17 protein-coding genes are annotated in these 16,218 nt (G+C 35.5%); 6 read left to right on the top strand and 11 right to left on the bottom strand.

Translation table 11 applies throughout. The features are described from left to right. Positions 1-469 precede the first annotated feature (469 nt). The gene (locus tag V6M85_RS05960; RefSeq protein WP_338604236.1) at positions 470-1,363 is read left to right on the top strand and encodes a S1C family serine protease; all 894 of its coding nucleotides are present in this window, start codon (positions 470-472) and stop codon (positions 1,361-1,363) included. A gap of 56 nt (positions 1,364-1,419) precedes the next feature. Further along, positions 1,420-1,893: a peroxiredoxin gene (locus tag V6M85_RS05965; protein ID WP_338604238.1), complete on the top strand. Its 474-nt coding sequence runs from the start codon at positions 1,420-1,422 to the stop codon at positions 1,891-1,893. Between the two features lie 31 nt (positions 1,894-1,924). Here V6M85_RS05965 and V6M85_RS05970 read toward each other — a convergent pair whose 3' ends face one another. The 11 genes from V6M85_RS05970 to V6M85_RS06020 form a co-directional block, all read right to left on the bottom strand. Continuing rightward, a complete protein-coding gene (locus V6M85_RS05970) occupies positions 1,925-2,332 on the bottom strand; it encodes a PH domain-containing protein (protein ID WP_338604241.1) in 408 nt (135 codons plus the stop codon). Further along, a complete protein-coding gene (locus tag V6M85_RS05975; RefSeq protein WP_338604244.1) occupies positions 2,274-3,245 on the bottom strand; it encodes an ABC transporter ATP-binding protein in 972 nt (323 codons plus the stop codon). The genes V6M85_RS05970 and V6M85_RS05975 overlap by 59 nt, the downstream gene beginning before the upstream one ends. Then, on the bottom strand, positions 3,238-4,203 hold the full coding sequence (locus tag V6M85_RS05980; protein ID WP_338604246.1) for an ABC transporter ATP-binding protein: 966 nt from the start codon (positions 4,201-4,203) through the stop codon (positions 3,238-3,240). Before V6M85_RS05980 ends, V6M85_RS05975 begins: the two co-directional genes overlap by 8 nt. A gap of 11 nt (positions 4,204-4,214) precedes the next feature. Then, on the bottom strand, positions 4,215-5,111 hold the full coding sequence (locus V6M85_RS05985; protein WP_338604249.1) for an ABC transporter permease: 897 nt from the start codon (positions 5,109-5,111) through the stop codon (positions 4,215-4,217). Continuing rightward, the gene (locus V6M85_RS05990) at positions 5,104-6,135 is read right to left on the bottom strand and encodes an ABC transporter permease (protein ID WP_338604251.1); all 1,032 of its coding nucleotides are present in this window, start codon (positions 6,133-6,135) and stop codon (positions 5,104-5,106) included. The genes V6M85_RS05985 and V6M85_RS05990 overlap by 8 nt, the downstream gene beginning before the upstream one ends. Positions 6,136-6,216: 81 nt before the next feature. Next, positions 6,217-8,367, bottom strand: coding sequence for an ABC transporter substrate-binding protein (locus V6M85_RS05995; protein WP_338604252.1), 2,151 nt, complete (start codon positions 8,365-8,367; stop codon positions 6,217-6,219). A 207-nt stretch (positions 8,368-8,574) separates the two neighbouring features. Next, positions 8,575-9,516 carry a phosphate uptake regulator PhoU gene (locus V6M85_RS06000; RefSeq protein WP_338604255.1) on the bottom strand — a complete coding sequence of 314 codons (942 nt, stop codon included), beginning with the start codon at positions 9,514-9,516 and terminating at the stop codon, positions 8,575-8,577. A gap of 90 nt (positions 9,517-9,606) precedes the next feature. After that, positions 9,607-10,617, bottom strand: coding sequence for an aminobenzoate oxygenase (locus tag V6M85_RS06005; RefSeq protein WP_338604257.1), 1,011 nt, complete (start codon positions 10,615-10,617; stop codon positions 9,607-9,609). 241 nt (positions 10,618-10,858) lie between these two features. Then, positions 10,859-11,239, bottom strand: coding sequence for a hotdog fold thioesterase (locus V6M85_RS06010; RefSeq protein WP_338604259.1), 381 nt, complete (start codon positions 11,237-11,239; stop codon positions 10,859-10,861). Further along, a complete protein-coding gene (locus tag V6M85_RS06015; protein WP_338604260.1) occupies positions 11,240-11,989 on the bottom strand; it encodes an enoyl-CoA hydratase-related protein in 750 nt (249 codons plus the stop codon). It lies immediately after the preceding gene. Then, complete coding sequence (locus V6M85_RS06020) at positions 11,973-12,752, bottom strand: enoyl-CoA hydratase/isomerase family protein (RefSeq protein WP_338604645.1); 780 nt, start codon at positions 12,750-12,752, stop codon at positions 11,973-11,975. Before V6M85_RS06020 ends, V6M85_RS06015 begins: the two co-directional genes overlap by 17 nt. Before the next feature lie 82 nt (positions 12,753-12,834). On the opposite strand from V6M85_RS06020, the gene V6M85_RS06025 reads away from it, so the two are divergent. The 4 genes from V6M85_RS06025 (at position 12,835) to V6M85_RS06040 (ending at position 16,166) form a co-directional block, all read left to right on the top strand. Beyond that, positions 12,835-13,998, top strand: a complete 1,164-nt coding sequence (locus tag V6M85_RS06025) for a thiolase domain-containing protein (RefSeq protein WP_338604261.1) — start codon at positions 12,835-12,837, stop codon at positions 13,996-13,998. Between the two features lie 5 nt (positions 13,999-14,003). Next, entirely contained in the window at positions 14,004-14,390 is a 387-nt protein-coding gene (locus V6M85_RS06030; RefSeq protein WP_338604264.1) for a Zn-ribbon domain-containing OB-fold protein, read from the top strand. Next, the gene (locus V6M85_RS06035; RefSeq protein WP_338604267.1) at positions 14,387-15,694 is read left to right on the top strand and encodes a phenylacetate--CoA ligase; all 1,308 of its coding nucleotides are present in this window, start codon (positions 14,387-14,389) and stop codon (positions 15,692-15,694) included. Before V6M85_RS06030 ends, V6M85_RS06035 begins: the two co-directional genes overlap by 4 nt. A gap of 109 nt (positions 15,695-15,803) precedes the next feature. Beyond that, complete coding sequence (locus V6M85_RS06040; RefSeq protein WP_338604270.1) at positions 15,804-16,166, top strand: hypothetical protein; 363 nt, start codon at positions 15,804-15,806, stop codon at positions 16,164-16,166. Positions 16,167-16,218: the final 52 nt, after the last annotated feature.

The raw sequence follows: 16,218 nt of genomic DNA on the forward strand, positions 1-16,218 counted from the left end.
CATTATCATCAGCATAATTGAAAATATTGAAAATGTTGTTCATTCCGAAAAGTTTTGGGCTATCTCTAGTCTTGTAAGACGTAATAATGGGTTAAAAATTTATCAGATTGACTAGCATAATATTAATCAAGATATCTTATCTCCTTGTTGATAATAAGTATTGTCTTAAGACTTTACGTATTTTCCTGCCTTAAGTACCATGCATTGTAAATGCATTGGAAAAGGATCTAATTTAGTTTCTTCATGATGGCATGGAAAATTTCAATTCTAAATGTTAAGAGGAAAAGTTCATTTCCTTTGCGAATTAGCTAATTTCTAAGCATATTCGCTTATTTAACATTGTATATAAATTCAAGATAATGGAAGGAGTACTATATTCTTGTGGAAGTCTAATGTTTTACATTTAAGCGATGCCTTCTGTCGTAGCATAAGAAAGAATATAAATAATTCGAATTGCGGAAGTCGTACTATGTATCAAGATTTGGTAGAGAAGGTAACTCCTTCAGTAGTTACAATAATAACCAAACAGATTGCGTTAGATCAATTTTTCGCACCTCAAGTTGCTGAGGGTATAGGATCGGGCTTTGCAATAGGCAAAAACGTTTTGATTACATCTTATCACGTCATATCTAATGCTAGTGAAATTATAGTAATATCCGATGATGGATTTAGAGATCAAGCTCAAGTTATTGCAGTGAATCCTTATCATGATTTAGCTATACTAAGTACCACTTTAGATTTGCCATCCTTAAAATTAGCTAAAGATTATAAAACTGGAGAAGTTGTGCTAGCTGTAGGCAATCCTTTAGGTTTATATAGCGTTAGCATGGGAATTATTAGCAGTGAAGAAAGGGCTATAATATCTCCAATTGGCTCACCCGTTTATGTAATTCAGACTGATGCTGCGGTTAACCCAGGTAACAGTGGTGGTCCATTAGTGAATACCAAGGGCGAAGTAGTTGGAGTTGTTACTGCGATGATTAAGGATGCGCAAAATATAGGTTTTGCCATACCTTCTAAGTTAATTGATAGTTTCGTAAAGAATGTAATGAAGTTTGGAAAATATATAAGACCTTATGTTGGAATAGGAGTAGTAAAATTAAATAAAGCGTTAGCTACATATCTTGGGATAAAAAGACAAAGCGGTTTGTTGGTACTAAACATAGATCCAGATGGAAGCGCGTATAGGTATGGCATGAGAAAGGGGGATATAATATTAAAGGTTGATAACCAAGAGGTTAAATCACCAGTTGATTTACTAACAATCTTAGAGGGCAAAGTCGGGTCAAGTGTAAATGTGAAGGTGTTAAGGAATTCAAAAGAAATTGAATTCGAAATAGCTGTACCGGGCATTGCTACTTAAACTTTTTAAAATTTTTTGATGTTGAACTTTTTATTTTTCTTTGCTTATTCTAGCATATGGTAGAAGTAGGAGAAAAGGCACCAGAAGTAGAATTAGTAGATACAGATTTAAAAAAAGTGAAAATACCATCTGACTTTAAGGGCAAAGTGGTAGTTTTAGCATTCTATCCAGCAGCATTTACATCAGTTTGTACTAAAGAAATGTGTACTTTTAGGGACTCTATGGCTAAATTTAATGAATTAAATGCTACTGTTATAGGAATTAGTGTAGATCCACCCTTCAGCAATAAAGCGTTCAAAGAGCAAAACAAGTTAAACTTTATTGTAGTTAGTGATTTCAATAGGGAAGCCGTTAAAGCCTATGGTGTAGCTGGCGAATTGCCAGTGCTAAAGGGTTATGTGCTTGCGAAGAGATCAGTATTTGTAATTGATAAGAATGGAATAATTAGGTATAAATGGGTTTCTGAAGATCCCACAAAGGAGCCTAATTACGACGAAATAAGAGACGTAGTAGCGAAACTATCCAAATGATGTACTGGCTAAGCCCTGACAACGTGATGATTTAAGGGCGGGAGCTCTGAATTTTTTCCAAGAATTTTTCTGGGTTTTTTATATCAAATAGTACTGTTGTTTTACCATTTTTTAAAATGATGTATATTGATCCGCACCTTAATCTTTTAGCTATTGGACCTTGAGATAGAAATACTTCCTTAAAATTCTCCATCTTTACTGTTTTCCTACCTGAAATAGATTTTATCAATATTTCATTTCCTATGACGCAATAAGTGTAACTCTTAAACCAAAATATCACAGCGAGCAACGAAATGTACCATATACCGACAAAAATCAAGTAATTTACTATGTTTGTTATTTCTAGGAACAAAGAGAAAATTATGAGTGTAATTGTTCCTTCAACTAGTAGCCTTCTTCCAGTTGGTTTCGTACAGCCAGCAGGCAACTTTTCGTCCATTTACTTCCACCAGTGGAGGTTCTCTTTCTTTACATGTTTGCATCACAAATGGACATCTGGGGTGGAACCTACAGCCATTGGGTGGATTTATCAGACTAGGAACTTCTCCGGAAGGTGGCTTAAGTTCCTTCTTTCCCAATTCCGGTACCGAGTTAAGCAAAGACTGTGTATAAGGATGTAGTGGTTCCGATATGACCTCCTTTGCACTGCCTTCTTCTACAACTTTCCCTGCATACATTATTATCACTCTATCAGAAATAAATCTAGCCACGGAAATGTTGTGAGTTATAAATAAATAGGTAAGTTTTCTATCTCTTTGAAGATCTACAAGTAGATTAAGTATTTGTGCTTGTACTGAGGCATCTAGAGCTGATGTTGGCTCATCTAAAATTAAGAATTCCGGTTCCTTTGCAAGCGCTCTAGCTATTGCGACTCTTTGTAATTGCCCACCAGATAATTCTCTAGGGTACTTATCTTTTACGTAATTGTAATCTAATCCTATTTCTGCTAATAGTTCCTTAACCTTTTCCTCACTTTTATCTTTCATTGCTTCCTTAACAATGTCCTTAACTTTCATTCTTGGATTTACAGATGTCATTGGATTCTGAAAAACCATATGGATGTGTTTTCTAACTTGAATTGTATTCTTATCATTTACCTCTGTACCCATAAAAATTAATCTTCCACTAGTAGGCTTTTCCAATGTGGCTAAAATTCTACCCAATGTGGTCTTACCAGATCCACTCTCACCCACAACACCTAAAACTTCACCTTTTTTAATATCTACATTTATGCCGTCTAATGCTTTAACAAAAATTGGTGGTTTTCTAGCTAAAGTCTCTAATGTACCTCTTTTACTTGCAAGATAGTACTTCTTTATATCTATTGCCTTATAGAGTACATTATCACTCATATAACCAACACCTTACTCTCCTACCGTTCTTTTCTATTATATTGGGCTCTTTCTGTTTGCATATATCAATTACTTTATTGCATCTTGGATTAAATTTGCATCCCATTGGTAATGCAAAAAAGGATGGAGGATTTCCCGGTATTGCGTTTAATTTGCTCTGATTCTTGTCTCCAGTTGGTATGCTTGCTACTAATCCTTGGGTATAAGGATGCATTGGAGACTTTAGAACATCTTCTACCTTACCATCTTCCATTATTCTACCTGCGTACATTACTATTACTCTATCAGCTATTATGTAAGCTAAAGATATATCATGTGTTATAAATAAGATACTTGTGTTTAATTCCCTATTCAGTTGCTTGAATAAGTTAATTACTTGTGCTTGTATAGTTACATCTAGAGCTGATGTTGGCTCATCTGCTATGAGTAACTTAGGTTTTAAAAGAAGTGCCATCGCTATTACGATTCTCTGGACTTGTCCACCTGAAAGTTGATGAGGATATCTGTCAACTATAGAATAGGGATCGGGAAGCCTAAGATCCTTTAGAACCTCTATTACCTCCTTAGCAAGACTTTCTTCATCTGTCTTTTTTCCATCTCTTTGATGTCTTATTTTAGCTGCCTCTAAAAGTTGAAAACCAACTTTTTTTACAGGGTTTAAACTATTTAATGGATTCTGAAATATCATGAAAACCCATGTTCCTCTATATTTTTGTAACTCACTATCCTTTAATTTAGCTAAATTGACTCCATCAATTACTATATCACCTTGGATTTTCGAATTAGGTGGTAAAATCCTAGCAATAGTGTGGCCTAACGTTGATTTTCCAGATCCACTTTCTCCGACTATGCTTATCATTTCCCCTTTTTCTACACTTAAATTTACATCATTTAGTACCTTAATCCAACCTATAAGCGTGTTATAATATACGTTTAAGTTCCTAATTTGGAGTAACATAAAATATCACCTTAATAAGTTATCCTACCTGCAATCACATCTTGCAATCTATCACCTACTAGGACAAATCCTATTACTATGATTAGAATAGTTACTCCAGGGAAAACTGCCCACCACCAATATTGCGGTAATCCACTAAGCCCATTTGAAGCCATTTCTCCTAATTCTGGAATTGGCGGTGTTATGCCTATTCCTAGGAAAGCAAGGGTTGAATAAGTCAAAATTACGTTTCCAAAATCCAGTGCAGCGTAAGCCAGAATTGGATCCAGTGAGTTAAGGAAGATATACCTATAGAACAAGGCAATTTTAGAAACTCCACTTAATTTAGCTGCTGAGATATAATCCATATTCTTTATTCTCAATGTCTGAGCTCTATAGAATCTAGCATAAGTAGGCCACCAGACTACCATTAAACCCACTATAGTGGCTATGAATGTGGCCTTTAAGGGAACTGTTATAGCAATAACTAGTATTAATGCTGGTAAAGAGAGAAACGCATCAGTAATTCTCATTATAACCTCATCAACAGCACCACCTAAATATCCTGCCAATATTCCCAATATTCCACCAATTATTATCGCAGAAAAGACGACTATCAGTGCCACAAATGCATCTCGTGGAAGTGCATATAATATTCTTGATAATATGTCCTCTCCTTCTGCGTTAGTCCCCAATATAAACTGAGAAGAAGGTGGATGAAAGGCTAGTTGTAAATTATATTTAAAGGGATTATGGGGGAGGAGAATATAACCCAATTGAGGATCTCTTAAGTCAGCAGCTAGGATTTCCAAAATACCTTGTATTAGTGACCATATAAGAAATGCTCCTACTATAATTAGTCCCAAAAGCCCAGCCTTATCTCTAACTAACGCTTTTAACATGAATCTAAGTCCGGACGCCTCACTCAACTATCCTCACCCTAGGATCTAAAATACCATACAATATATCCGCAACTAAATTAGCGATTATTATAGCTATCCCCACAATTATAGTAGTTCCTAATATGGAGGTGTAATCTAATCCCTCTATTGCCTGGGTTATGAAATATCCCATTCCATGATACTGGAATATATCCTCAATAACTACTGCGCCAGCTACCGAATAACCAAAGAGTAACGCAATTAACGTAACTAGTGGAATAGATGCATTCCTTAACACAACACCGTATACTACTCTTCTTCTACTTAAACCCTTCATGAAGCTTAGCCTTGCGAAATCAGATTCCATATAGTCTAACATGGAAGCCCTAGCTATTCTGGTTATTATACCAAAACTAACTAAAGCTATAGCTATCACTGGCAAAACCATGTGGTGTATCAAACTGAAAAAGTAAGGCCAATCTCCCGTTAGCATTGCATTCAATAAAGGAAATGGAGTTATTGACTTAGGTGAGGTTAAGGTTGGATCTACTGTTCCTGTAGGAGGCAGTAATCTAAGATAGTACGCTATTACTAATTGCAGAATTGTTGCTACTAAAAATGGTGGCGATGCCCACGTTACTAAGTAAACCCCACGTATTAGGTAATCTATTGGGTTATTCCTATTTGAAGCAGCTATCGCGCCAGTAAATAAGCCTATTATTACTGATAATATTGTGGCTGGAATAACTAGTTCTAGAGTTCTTGGTAAATATTTACCAATCAAATCTATAACTGGAACTTTATAAATAGGATCTATCCCAAAATTGCCATGAAATACATTAATTATATAATTGATGATTTGAATATAAAGTGGTTCATACAATCCGTATTGCTTAGCTACTTGTTCTAGTTCTGAATAAGTTGCATGTGGACCTGTGTATAGTCTAGCTAGTGCGAGTGGATTAGGTGCTATAATATGTATCATGATAAAAACTAATACAATTAATAGTATTAGTGTAATGAACGCATTAACAATTCTTCTAATGATAAAGAAGACAATATTTATGGACATGACATGCCCATTTAAATAAGATTTAAAGAGACTAATATATCTTACTTAGGGTTAAGATAGAAGGAAAAAAAGGGAAAACTTTTAGAATCCAGGGCCTCCTCTACCTCTTCCCCTTAATAAAACTACTACGGCAACAATTACTATTATCACTATAACTATACCTACTACCGCATAAATTAGTGTTGAAGATGTGGCTGGATGGGTAGTAATTGTAGTTGATATAGTAGTGGTGGTTGGGGTTGTAGTGGAGACTGGTGGAACTGTCGTTGTAGAAGTGCTAGTAGTTGTACTTGTGGTAATGGTATAGGGTTGATAATACATTAGGTTATAGTAGTATCCTACGAACGAGTTGTATACAAAACCTTTCAGATATGGTTGTATGAAATAGTAAACGACTGGATTAGGTAGGTAAACGTATGGTACCTCTTGATACAATATTTTATATATTTGTGCTACCTCGAGTGTTTGTTCTGTCTGATTTGTTAAGAATGGAAGTGTCTGGTACATCTGTTGTAACGTAGATATATTAACCCACGCAAGATCGCCAGATATTCCACCATATAATACATCAGTTTGCGCTATTAGCTCTTGGAATATTGGATCAGGCCAATCTGGGAACCAGCCAAGATCTACAATTGCAGGAGTTGCAGACGGTGTTACCCAGGTATCAGTAACAGAAGGTAATACGTACTTTATAGAAGTTGAGATGCCTATTTGCTGCAAATTATCCTGGATTATGGTTAATTCTTCTTGCTCTAATTCATTCACTGGTGCTAACGCATAAATATCTAAAGTCCCTAATTGGCTACCTTTAGTATCACCAAGAGTAGTGCCATTAGGTAACACTACGTAGAAATGTCCTTCATAACCAGCCTCATTGAGATAGTGCATTGCAAGCGAAAGATTATATGTAAATGGATGTAATTGGTCTAGTTGCATTACTTCGTTATATATAGGGAACACTGGTGATATTGGACCTAGATAGTTTATTGCTAACGTTTCATTCTGGTACTTGAATATACTGAGCAAAGCCGAATAGTTTATAGCATAAGCTATTGCTTGCCTAAACGCTGTTATGTTGGTTGGGAATACTTGCATATTCAGTGATAAGTAAAATACTGCAGCTTCATATCCAAGGTTTGCAAATATTTGATTGAATCCCACATATTTGTTGTATTGATATGAGGAGTACATTTGTTGTAAGAAGGGTACACTCACGTAAGATATTTGAGCCTTATTTGTTGCGAAATCTTCTACTCTATCATTATGACTTAAACCGTATTCGATTTCTATAATTGGTATGTGTGCAGGTTCTGCTACAGCAGGTATGTTAGACAGATTATTTGCCCAATAGTGCGGGTTCTTCATTAATACAATTTCTGATAAACTAGGCCCTACACTTTTGATGACGTATGGACCAGTGCCATTCATTCCATTTTCGTCTAGATAAGCATTAGGAGTATTTGGCTGTACTCCTCCATGCTGATCAACAACCACGGGGTCAACTATTGCTCCCCACCAATTTGCCAAATCAAGTAAAAAGTCCCTATAAGGTGTTAAGGTACTTATTTCCACTTCATATGGGCCTTTTACTACTACTGCTTGATAGGGATATTCCATGATCTTTTCAATTGTAGTATTTGCGGCATTAAAGTGAGATAGAATTGAAGCTAGTACTTTAGCAGCTAATGTTGCGTTTTTAGTAGTGGGAAGTCCAGTTACGTTTTGGATTGCTGCAGCTACACCCCATGGTAATGCGTAACCGGTTTGGCCGTATTGTGTAGAGTTAAACAATAACTCAATATAGTTGGATACGCCAGGACCTTGTCCCATCAATATGGTTCTATATAGCGAGAACCACACGGTTGATGCATTTACTTGTACTCCATCTGGGAAGTACACTCCATGTCTTATGTAGAATGTCCAATTCTCATAATTTGAGGTTGACCAGTTTTGTGCTATTACTGGAACTACCTGCAAATAATTAGAACCATTATATTCTACCAATTCTTGAAACACAGCAGTAAATAATGGACCATCTTGCACGTAAAAACCAGTAGCAGGGTCTAATGCGTCTGGAGGTGCAGTTTGTGATACATCAACAAGTATTGAGGAATTTGGAGGTGCAATTGTGAGTGGAGTCTGTGCTGTCGCTTGCATGAACAGCATGAAAGGTAATATTAGGCTAGTTATCATTATTCCCAAAACTATTAAACTTTTTATATCCGACATATTACATTACCCATAAACACTAATTTATATATATTTAAAAAATTTATGCTTGCGTTCGTTTCCTATCTGTTAAATTTTTGATTCTAGACAACTTACTTTGTATACTTTTATGACAGAGATCTGAGAATTTTTATATTTATATTAATCCTCGTTCCTTTTATTATCACTTATAATTTAGAATGGTTCTAATTCTATTTTATATTGAAATTATAATTTTACGCTCTTATGTACTCCATCATCCATTAAGGCTATACAGTAACTTCCTATTCTTATTACTTCTCTGGCTAATTCTTTGCATTCTATCTCTGTGGAACTAGCTAGTTTGTTAATTTCCTTCATGCTATCTCTTATATTCCTTATATATTCCATATTTTGGTCGAAAAATACTTCTCTAGCTTCTTTAAACATTCTTATGACTTTCTGAATTGCTATTACTGTTTCTGAAGGTATACTCTTACATTCTGAAATAACTGAGGAAGCAGTTTTAATGTGAGACAACATTCTTCCCATATCTCGCATTGCGATGGCATAGAGTATTAGGTCTTTAGTTGGAAGGTTCTTGATATCAAATTCTTCTTCTTTTTGTGATATCAAGGCGATCTCTCTTATTAGTAAGTTATATAATTTATATAATTCTTCTGATCTGTTTTTTAGGTCTATTGCCATTTCTTTAACTGGGTTTTCGGCTATCCTATATAAATCCTCAAGTAGTATTTCCAATTTGTTAGCAAAATTCTTCATTTCTTCTATCAGATTTATATAAGCATTATCATGAATTCTGAATCTAATATAATTAAAACTTTCATTTTCTACTATTAGTCCTTGTAAATACAGCTGTAAGGTTTTCAGCTCATTTTTAATGATCGTTGAGATTACTGACTGTGATATTATTTCGATCTCAGAAATTCCCTGCATATAATAAACGTTAATTAAATACTTCACAGTTTCTATATCTACCTCGTCTAAATTGATTATCTTCTTACTGGAATACTTTCTTATTGGTTTTATTAGTAATTCACCATCCTTTTGAATTACGAGGACTTCACTTTTTGCGTCTAAGTTATTCCTTCTTATCCATTCTGGTGGCAAAGTTATTATATAACTTCCTCCCTTAATTTTCTGAATCCTCCTTCTTAAATTCTTCTCCATTAAATATAAAAATGCAGGTAATCTACTAAAAATGTTTATGACAAAGTATGCTGCTTATTACATAATTACCTTTTAACTTGGGATTTGAAGCTAGAAAATAGCGGCTACTAAATCATCTTCTTTTAATTCGATATCCTCATCTCCATTTATGCCTATTTCAGGCATTGAAGGTACTTTTACATTAAATCTCTTTAAATTGCCAGCTACTCTAATTACTGCCTCTCTCCATATTCTTTCTCTCTCCTCTATTGTGGGTAAACCTAAGCCAGCATCGTTAGCTAGTTCTTCCATTTTTTCGTGTATTTCTTGATACCACGGGGGTAATTTCCAAAATTCCTTAGGAGCCTTGTACGTTATTAGTGATAAGAACACAAACCCAGCTCTTATTTGTTTAGTTACAAACATCTTCTTCTCTTCATTCATTTTATTTAGATTATTAGTTAAGATAAGATGGGTGAAAGCATAATGTCTAGTTTCATCTACTGTTAAATTCCTGAAAGCATCTTTCAGGGTTGGTATTTTGGTCTTATCTTTCATTCCGCTAAAAACAGTTGTAGCTGCGGCTTCGCCCATCATAAATGATGTAAACAAGATATCAAGGGTGTACTTCTTATAGGCCTCTAAATATCCCTTCCAGTATCTTGAACCATTCCACCATACCCACTCCACATTTAGTTTGGCTTTTCTTTCTAAATCGTCTTGTGGTTTGAAATTAAAGGGAAATCCCTTAAACGCTTTTTCTATAGCGAATCCACATAATATGTTATGTCTATTTTCATCATAAGTTATTGTAGTTAGTAATGCTTTAATGGGAACTGGTAATTTCTTCTCAGAAGCTTTAACCAATGCGTAAGCGAAGACCGGAGTTGCATTGTCAAAATTAGATAAGAGTGCCCACCAGTAAGCCAATGCTAATCTTTGTTTTCTATCAAGTCCAGATACGATCTCCTCATATTTTTTCCAATCTAGATCTTCCTCGTCCCATTGTTCCTTTTTGGCTCTTCGATAAAGTCTCATGGCTTTCTCATCGTCGAATTCCCATGTTGGAGGATATACATTATCTTCGGGATATATTGGCTCATTCTCATAATTTATATCCATCAGTTCACCATATATATGTTATTGAATAAAATATATAAGGATTTCTTCGAAATTTTCCAAAATATTGAGGGTGAATGGGAACACACGCAATTCTTAAATATTATTAAATTGTTTTTCTGCGTTACCCTTACAGTTAAATCGTAAATCGTAGCAGTAGTAGGTAATAAATCTTAATATAACTTAAAATTAATTATCTGTGATAAAGAATAACTCTTACTCTTATTATATAAAAATTAATGACCTAGATCTTTCTGTCATTATCTAAATGATAAACTAATGCAGTAACATATGCTATCAGTTTTCCTTCAATATTTTTTACAACTATTCTGTATAGGGAAGTGGTTTTTCCAACGCTCTCCTCAAAGGCCTCAGCTATTACTTTTTCTCCTTCTTTTGCTGGTCTTCTAAAATCTATATCCATGTGCAGTGCAACAGAGTCTCTCGAAAAATTGCTAACGTATTCAAAGGCTGCATCGGCTATAGCGAAAATAAAAGAACCATGGGCAGTATTGTGAACGTTTAGATAATCTTTAGTAACTATTGCTGATACTTTGGCATAGCCTTCTCTTACTTCCTCTAAGTTAATATTTAGTAATTTAAGAAAAGGGCTCTCTTTTAGCACTTAAAATCCCCTAAATTTAGGCTCTCTTTTATCTCTAAATGCTGATATACCTTCTTTGAAATCTTCTGTCTTACCTAAATATCCTTGAATGGCTGATTCGTATTCCAGGAATTTCTCTAAATCGTTATATATTACTAGATTTGCCATTCTTTTTCCGGCTACATAGGATTGAAATGGACCAATATTCATCTTAACTGCTAATTGTTCAGCTTCTTGTAATGGGTTTTCAGTTACCTTCAATAATCCCCATTTTTCGGCTTCATCAGCAGTAAATTCTCCTCCAAGTACGGCTATTTCGTAAGCCCTCTGATCTCTAGCAAGTTTTAAAATAAAATACGCCACTCCAGTGTCTGAGGCTAATCCAAGTCTTTGGAAAGCAGTTACAAACCTAACATCTTTCTTAGCGAATTTGAAATCTGTAGCTAAACTTATTCCTATACAAGCTCCTGCAGTTACACCATTTATCGCAGATATGTATATTTTATCAGAAAATCGTATTTCCCTTATTATAGGGTAAAACGTTTCTCTTAAATCTAGAGCGAAATCTTGAGCGAACTCATTAACGTCTGCTCCAACACAAAATGCTCTCCCTTCACCAGTTAATATCACAGTTCTAATTTTAGGATTAGCATTAATCTCTCTTAATTTTGATATTAATTCATTTCTCATCTGTAAGTTCAACGCGTTTAATTTCTCTGGTCTGCTTAAAGTAACTATTACATAACCCTCTTTATTATCCACCTTTATCATCTTCCCACCTAGGTTTCCTCTTTTCAAGAAATGCCTTCATCCCTTCTTTGGCTTCCTTCGTGTTTAATGCTAAATAGAAATTTCTTCTTTCTATATCTAATCCTTGTTGTAATAGTGTTTCCCATGCTTTCGCTACTGACTCTTTAGCCAACATTAAGGATATCATTGGCTTTTCAGCTATCTCTTTAGCTAATCTGATTGCCTCATCGATTAGAGCGTTATCGGGAACTACTTTATTAACTAGGCCATATTTTTCAGCTTCCCTGGCGTCAATTAGCTTTCCAGTAAGGACTAGCTCCATGGCTTTATACTTTCCCAATACTCTCGTTAGTCTCTGCGTTCCTCCAGCACCTGGCATAATACCTAAATTTATTTCCGGCTGACCTAATTTTGCGGACTCTGAGGATATTATTATATCACATGCCATTGCAAGCTCTAGTCCACCTCCAGCGGTGATGCCATTTAGCGCTGCTATGATCGGTTTTTTAAAAGTTCTCAGTTTCTCCCATAATGGCATATGCCCTTTCTTCATTATGTCTTCTAAAGGAGTCTCCAACATTTCTTTAACATCCGCACCTGCGGAAAAAGCTCTACCATTGCCAGTTATTATTACGACCTTAACTCTACTATCATTTTCTAATTCGTCTAAAGCCTTGACTAAATCATCGACCATCTGAAAGTTAATTGCATTTAGTCTATCTGGTCTATTAAGTTTTATAATTCCTATATTTTCCCTAACTTCTATTTGTATAGTACTATACATATATATGTAATTCACCTACATATAGTACTATTCACAAAAGTTTATATAGTTTAGTATTGTAAGGAATCTTGGTTAGTCCAATATGACAAGAAAAGTTGCAATAATAGGTGTAGGCAATTCTAAATTTGGAAGAAGAGATGACGTTTCTATTCAAGAATTAGCATGGGAATCAATTAGGGAAGCGTTCAACGATAGTGGTGTGTCTCAAAGAGATATAGGTTTAGTAGTTGTAGGAAGCACTGCATATAGGGGAGTTGAATTATATCCCGCTCCGATTGTGGCAGAATATTCTGGATTATCTGGTAAGGTTCCGTTGCGTGTAGAAGCTATGTGTGCTACTGGACTTGCAGCAGCGTTAACTGCGTACACTGCTGTTGCTTCTGGATTAGTAGACATTGCGATGGCCGTAGGAGTAGATAAGATGACTGAAGTGGATACTTCAACATCTTTAGCAATAGGTGGGAGAGGAGGCAATTATCAGTGGGAATATCACTTTTATGGCACTACATTTCCAACTTATTACGCATTATATGCTACAAGACATATGGCAGTTTATGGTACAACTGAAGAACAAATGGCTCTAGTTGCGGTAAAAGCTCATAAGTACGGTGCTATGAATCCTAAGGCTCATTTTCAGAAGCCGGTTACAGTCCAGGATGTTCTTAAATCTAGAGTAGTTTCTTGGCCAATTAAGTTACTTGACTCATGTCCCATAAGTGATGGTTCTGCAACTGCAATCTTTGCGTCAGAGGAGAAAGTCAAGGAGCTCAAAATTGATACGCCAATTTGGATATCTGGAGTGGGATATGCAAATGATTATGCATATGTTGCTAAAAGAGGGGAGTGGACTGGATTTAAGGCTACTCAGCTAGCTGCTAGGCAAGCATATGAAATGGCTAAAGTAAGTCCTAATGACATAGAAGTAGCTACGGTCCATGATGCGTTTACTATAGCAGAAATTATGGGATATGAGGATTTGGGTTTCACTGAAAAAGGCAAAGGTGGCAAGTTTATAGAAGAAGGTCAAAGTGAAAAAGGAGGCAAAGTTGGTGTAAATCTATTTGGAGGTTTGAAGGCTAAAGGTCATCCATTAGGGGCCACTGGTCTTTCAATGATTTATGAAATAACAAAGCAATTAAGAGATGATGCAGGGAATTTACAACAACCTCTTAAAAAATATGTTGGTCTTGTTCATAATGTTGGTGGTACCGGTCATTTCGCGTATGTAATGATCCTTAGGAGGTAATTCATATGCAAACAGACGCTATTCCTCTATCGCTAAAATACAAGATAAAGTATCCCGATGAGTTCATAGATGCTGTTAAGCGTGGTGAGATTTTAGCCACTAAATGCAGAAATTGCGGTGCAGTATATTTTCCACCTCAAAGAGATTGCTATAACTGTGGTAAGAGCGAGATGGAATGGATTAAGGTTAGCAACGAAGGCGAAATAATGACTTATAGTATTGTAACTCAGAAACCTCAAGGGTTTGAAGAGTATGCTGACTACATAATTGGTATAGTGAAGACTAAGGATAACATTAATCTAATGGCTTGGATTAAGGGTCAACCAAAGGTAGGCGCTAGGGTAAGATTAACTACAGACGGGGTTAGGATAATAGGTGAGGTATTAGGATGAACGTTAAAATAACTTATGATGAGACAAATCCTAAAGCGTTGAATAAGGAGGAAATAAGGGATATTCAGAGGTTTAGATTAAGAAGCCTAATAAAGAGGGTATACGAAAGTTCCCCTTATTATCATAAGCTCTTTAGGGAGAAGGGGCTAAGAGCAGATGATATAAAGTCTCCAGAGGATTTGGTCAAAATTCCATTTACAACTAAGGAAGATTTAAGAAAACACGCATATCCTCATGGTGGAGATTTTTTAGCAGTTCCTTTTGAGAAAGTAGTAGGATGGCATATGACGTCTGGAACTACTGGTATTCCCACAGTTAATGCATACACGTGGAATGATATTGAGGTTTGGACTAACCTTGTAGCAAGAAGTTTAGTTACTGCCGGGGTAACTAAAAACGATATAGTTATGAATATCTATGGTTATGGACTATTTACAGGTGGGATAGGTCTCCACCAAGGAATTCAGAGAATAGGAGCTAAGGTGATACCTTGGAGTACTGGAAGGACAGAGGCTTTAGCTAAAGCCTTAAAGGACTTTAAGGCGACTGTAATAACTGGAACTCCCTCATACGAATTATTAGTAGCGGAGACTTTGAGTAAATTAGGGATAAACGCGGAAAGTGAATTACAGCTTAGGCTGGCAATTCCTGGCGCTGAAACAATGACAAGGGAAATATTAGAGAGGATTGAGGTAGAATTAGGCTTAAAAGTTAGAAATGGGCATGCGTTAGAAATTTATGGTCTGACTGAGGGTTTAGGACCTGGTGTGGCTCAAGAATGTCCTAATGATAACCATGAATGGTTACACATTTGGTCAGATCATTATTTGGTAGAGATAATTGATCCAGATACTGGTGAGAGGGTTTCCGAGGGAGAGGAAGGAGAAATGGTAATAACTACGCTCACTAAAGAAGCTATGCCGTTAATAAGATATAGGACGAGGGATATTACTAGCATCATAGAAAGTGATGATGAAATACCTTTTCCTAAAATTAGAATTATTAAGGGAAGAATAGATGACGTCATATTTTACAAAGGTGTAAAACTTTTTCCTACAGCAATTGCACATGTTTTAATGTCTCATCAAGATGTGATAGAGTTTCAAATAGTTGTGGATAGATCTACTAGAGAACATAGACTAATAATTAGGGTAGAAACTGAAAAACCATCAGAAAAACTAAGAGAAAAACTAATAGAAGAAATTAGGACAGTAGCATTTGTAACACCAGAAGTAGAATTTGTAGACGTAGGCACTTTACCAAGATTTGAAGGAAAATCAAAAAGAGTAGTTATTAAAGAATAAATCTTTAATTACGTGACTATAATCTCTAATGTTACAATTAATAAATCTTTATTCAAGTTAAATAGAGAACAATGCTAAATCTTTTAAGCTTAGGAAGAAAGAGTTAAATATGGCTAAACTGCTTTTCGTAATTATGAATGATCCGACTAGTTTATCCGAATCCATAAAAGCCGCTCATGCCTTACATTATGCGGTTGAACTAAAGAGGGAGGGTCACGAAGTTTATGTATATTTTGACGGACTAGGTACTAAGATACCCATATCTGAAAGTCCTTATAAAGGCCTTAAACCAGCTTACGAAAGAGCATTAAAGGAAGGCATAATATTAGGTGCGTGTGGATATTGTGCTTCTCCACCGCACTTGAACATCAAGGATAAATTATCTAGTGTAGTAAAACTAATTGGAGATGAAGATCATCATTACGCCTTTACCGATTTAATTAACAAGGGCTTTCAGATAATAATTTCATAATTTGTTTTTGATAAAGTTATGAGTGGTTCAATTATACTTTGATTTTAGAACA

Origin of the sequence: Sulfolobus tengchongensis (assembly GCF_036967215.1) — an archaeon.
Taxonomy (GTDB): Archaea; Thermoproteota; Thermoprotei_A; order Sulfolobales; family Sulfolobaceae; genus Saccharolobus; species Saccharolobus tengchongensis_A.

Excerpts from the sequence above, each read along its gene's own strand:
- V6M85_RS05960 (WP_338604236.1), top strand. The coding sequence starts at position 470 with ATGTATCAAGATTTGGTAGAGAAGGTAACTCCTTCAGTAGTTACAATA.
- V6M85_RS05965 (WP_338604238.1), top strand. The coding sequence starts at position 1,420 with ATGGTAGAAGTAGGAGAAAAGGCACCAGAAGTAGAATTAGTAGATACA.
- V6M85_RS05970 (WP_338604241.1), bottom strand. The coding sequence starts at position 2,332 with ATGGACGAAAAGTTGCCTGCTGGCTGTACGAAACCAACTGGAAGAAGG.
- V6M85_RS05975 (WP_338604244.1), bottom strand. The coding sequence starts at position 3,245 with ATGAGTGATAATGTACTCTATAAGGCAATAGATATAAAGAAGTACTAT.
- V6M85_RS05980 (WP_338604246.1), bottom strand. The coding sequence starts at position 4,203 with ATGTTACTCCAAATTAGGAACTTAAACGTATATTATAACACGCTTATA.
- V6M85_RS05990 (WP_338604251.1), bottom strand. The coding sequence starts at position 6,135 with ATGTCCATAAATATTGTCTTCTTTATCATTAGAAGAATTGTTAATGCG.
- V6M85_RS05995 (WP_338604252.1), bottom strand. The coding sequence starts at position 8,367 with ATGTCGGATATAAAAAGTTTAATAGTTTTGGGAATAATGATAACTAGC.
- V6M85_RS06000 (WP_338604255.1), bottom strand. The coding sequence starts at position 9,516 with ATGGAGAAGAATTTAAGAAGGAGGATTCAGAAAATTAAGGGAGGAAGT.
- V6M85_RS06005 (WP_338604257.1), bottom strand. The coding sequence starts at position 10,617 with ATGGATATAAATTATGAGAATGAGCCAATATATCCCGAAGATAATGTA.
- V6M85_RS06015 (WP_338604260.1), bottom strand. The coding sequence starts at position 11,989 with ATGATAAAGGTGGATAATAAAGAGGGTTATGTAATAGTTACTTTAAGC.
- V6M85_RS06020 (WP_338604645.1), bottom strand. The coding sequence starts at position 12,752 with ATGTATAGTACTATACAAATAGAAGTTAGGGAAAATATAGGAATTATA.
- V6M85_RS06025 (WP_338604261.1), top strand. The coding sequence starts at position 12,835 with ATGACAAGAAAAGTTGCAATAATAGGTGTAGGCAATTCTAAATTTGGA.
- V6M85_RS06030 (WP_338604264.1), top strand. The coding sequence starts at position 14,004 with ATGCAAACAGACGCTATTCCTCTATCGCTAAAATACAAGATAAAGTAT.
- V6M85_RS06035 (WP_338604267.1), top strand. The coding sequence starts at position 14,387 with ATGAACGTTAAAATAACTTATGATGAGACAAATCCTAAAGCGTTGAAT.
- V6M85_RS06040 (WP_338604270.1), top strand. The coding sequence starts at position 15,804 with ATGGCTAAACTGCTTTTCGTAATTATGAATGATCCGACTAGTTTATCC.